This is a genomic window from Marivita sp., from assembly GCF_022763305.1.
GTDB lineage: Bacteria > Pseudomonadota > Alphaproteobacteria > Rhodobacterales > Rhodobacteraceae > Marivita.
On the sequence record NZ_JALEGT010000007.1, the window covers coordinates 1 to 2,805 of the forward strand.

General features: G+C 54.1%; 2 protein-coding genes. Both read left to right on the plus strand.

The annotated features are described in order from the left end of the window. Positions 1 to 98: 98 nt before the first annotated feature. Positions 99 to 1,454, plus strand: a complete 1,356-nt coding sequence (locus tag MRY75_RS00515) for an AAA family ATPase (protein ID WP_292305187.1) — start codon at positions 99 to 101, stop codon at positions 1,452 to 1,454. After that, complete coding sequence (locus MRY75_RS00520) at positions 1,451 to 2,494, plus strand: ParB N-terminal domain-containing protein (RefSeq protein WP_292305188.1); 1,044 nt, start codon at positions 1,451 to 1,453, stop codon at positions 2,492 to 2,494. Before MRY75_RS00515 ends, MRY75_RS00520 begins: the two co-directional genes overlap by 4 nt. Positions 2,495 to 2,805: the final 311 nt, after the last annotated feature.

A 2,805-nucleotide genomic window follows, 5' to 3' on the forward strand; every position in this document is an offset into this window, starting at 1 on the left:
AAATCCTGTAGGCGTACAATATCTGTACATTTCCTCAAAAACCGTGCTATTTACAACTCGGAGCGATTCCGTGAGAGAGTCGAAATGAGAGCGGTGTAATGGGCGGCAGTATAGAACAGTTCCTTCAAGAGCTCGAGCGGGGCCTTGGCCGGACCATGGTCTCGGTCAACAAGGAGTTGACGATGCGTGAGCGCATCAAGCGCTCTTGGTCGATGCGTCAATGCGCTCGCTTCCTGAACATTAGCCATCAGCATCTAACGAAGTTCGCTAAGGACAATGAGGATTTTCCTGCCGGCAAACATGTAGGGCGCGAACGTGTTTTTACACTGACGGAGCTGATGCACATCCGGGCTTTGATGGCTGCATCAGCAAAGCGGCCTGAGCATTTTCTTGCTTGGCGCAAACCCGACGATCCTTTGCCCGTCATTTCATTCGCAAGTCAGAAAGGTGGGACGGCAAAGTCGCTTAGTGCTGCGCACTTCGCTCAGTACCTGAGTCTGCACTACGGCATGCGAGTCGGCGTCATGGACGCAGACCCCCAGAGCACGATCACGCTCTATTTTGTCGGCGGCGAAGAAATGCCAACTTTGCCAGATGACGAAACTCCGACGATGGTTGACTTCGCGGGGCTGTTTCAGACCGACGAGTCCATCCCTTACACTGACTATGATGCGGAGACGCTTGACGGGTTCTTCAAGAAAACCTCTTGGCCGGGCGTGCGGCTAGTACCTGCGCATGGCGAAACCTCCGAAGGTGAAATTCAGATCGCGAGGTTGTTGCGAGCGGGCACCCCGGAAAAGCGGTTCTACAGGTTCCTAAGAGACTCCATAAATCGTTGGAAAGAGGGGCATCCACCGGTCACCCGTCCGAATGAACTGGTGAGCAACGGTAGGGTCGACCAAGCGAAGCTTGAAAGTGCCCTCAACGAGACCTTGGACTGCATCATTATCGACTATCAGCCTGCGCTGACACTGTTCCAGCTGAACAATGTGATGGCGTCTACTTCGTTGATTATCCCGCAGACGATGAAGGGGTTCGACATTGCGACCTTGTCCACCTTTGTGACTGGTCTCCTCACCATGCTGCGCCACATTTTCGCGACGGATCGGATCGATATGGGCGGTGCGGCACATATGCTGTTGCCCACGATCGTGCAGAGAACAAATGAGCAAGATCTCACACAGGTCGGCAACCTGCTCGAAAACTGCCCAGATGAGGTGCTGCCCGTATTCTATCTTCGCTCCGATGCTATTTCGAACGCGTCGGACGTTTATCAGTCCGTCTACGAGTATGACCCAGATACGCCAGGCAAGCGAAAAGGCATCAACAGGTTCATCGAGAATGCTGACGCAGTGAATGACGCCATCGTCTCACGCCTCTGGCCTGGTCTTGAGCGTGGCTATGCCGAGGATTGGATGCAGAACTTCTACAATTTCGAGGAGGAAGCCGAATGAAGCGAACATTGAGCAGCTCGGTCCTCAAGAAAAAGTCCGCGCGCCCAGATGAGAATGTGTCTGCGGCTCCTGGATCTGGTGCAAGCGAACAGGTCCACGAAGACGAAGCGAAACTGGTTGGTGGGGTTAAGCCAAGACTGGGCGGCTCTGGCAGTGCTTGGAAGGCCGGAGCGCTTTCAGACGCCAGCCAGATGCTTCACGTTGAGCGCGCACAGGTCGTGGAGCGCATTCTCGCGGGTCGACATGAGTTGCAGATTGATCCGTCTCAGATCGTGGACGTGATTGGATCGGACCGGCGTGAAGATTGGCGCGACCAAGAGGCATTCGAGAAGCTCAAAGAGAGTATCGAGAAGAATGGTCAAGATACGCCCATTCATGTTCGGCCAGCGGATCCTGATTGGCGACCGGATGAACGTGAGCCCGAGAACGTAGAAGGCGTGACATTCCAGTTGATTGTGGGTCGGCGACGCCATGCGATCCTTGAAGCTTTGGGATTGCCTGTCCGCGCCATTCTGGTTCCACAATCCCATCGGGGTTCCCGTGAAGAGCAGTTCGAGATGCTATTCATGCGCTTCCGGGAAAATGAGGAACGTGAAAACCTGAGCGCATTCGAGCGTCTGGTTTCGATAGGCGAAATGTTCGAGCGGCTACAAGATGCCAAACCGGACGAGAAGATAACTGCAACCGAGTTCGCCAAGCGTGTGGGTGTCCATAACAGCGCGGTATCACGTGGTCGCGCTGTCTATGCGGCTAGAGGTGAGATTTTGCACACGTGCAAAGATGTCTACGATCTCAGCCACCGTGACCTCGAAAAGGTTCTTGGCGACCTGACTAAAAAGCCGTCCAAGCCTGCAAAAAAGAAATCGCAGAGCCCAAAGAAACTCACGGTACAGCGAAAGATCGGTTCGCGGAAATTGAGTGTTACAGGGCAGGGCGGGAAGCTCTCGGTCGCTGCCACGGGGCTAACATTGGACGAGGACATTCTCAGAGGTTTGAGTGATGTCATCGCTGAGTACTTGGAGAAACACGGATCGAAGTAAGAGGCAGGAGCCGCGGAGACGGTCGTCTTCGATCCAAACGGGGTAAGAAACAGGAGCGGATATGCTTTGAGATAACGGCAAAAGAAAAGCCCCCAAGCTGAGGGCCTGAGAGCTTATCAAGATTAGTTTGGTCGCTATCAAGATAGTTCTCCGGCGAATCACTGTCAACAGCAACGCTCCTGAGCGAACGGGATTCTTTTGCCCTCCATCAAGCAGAGGAGGCGAGAACTATCCATGAAACATACAGGTTGGCGCAAGCCGACACCGGGTCTTGGCATTGCAGAGCAGCTTGCCCAAGCCGGTGAACAGGT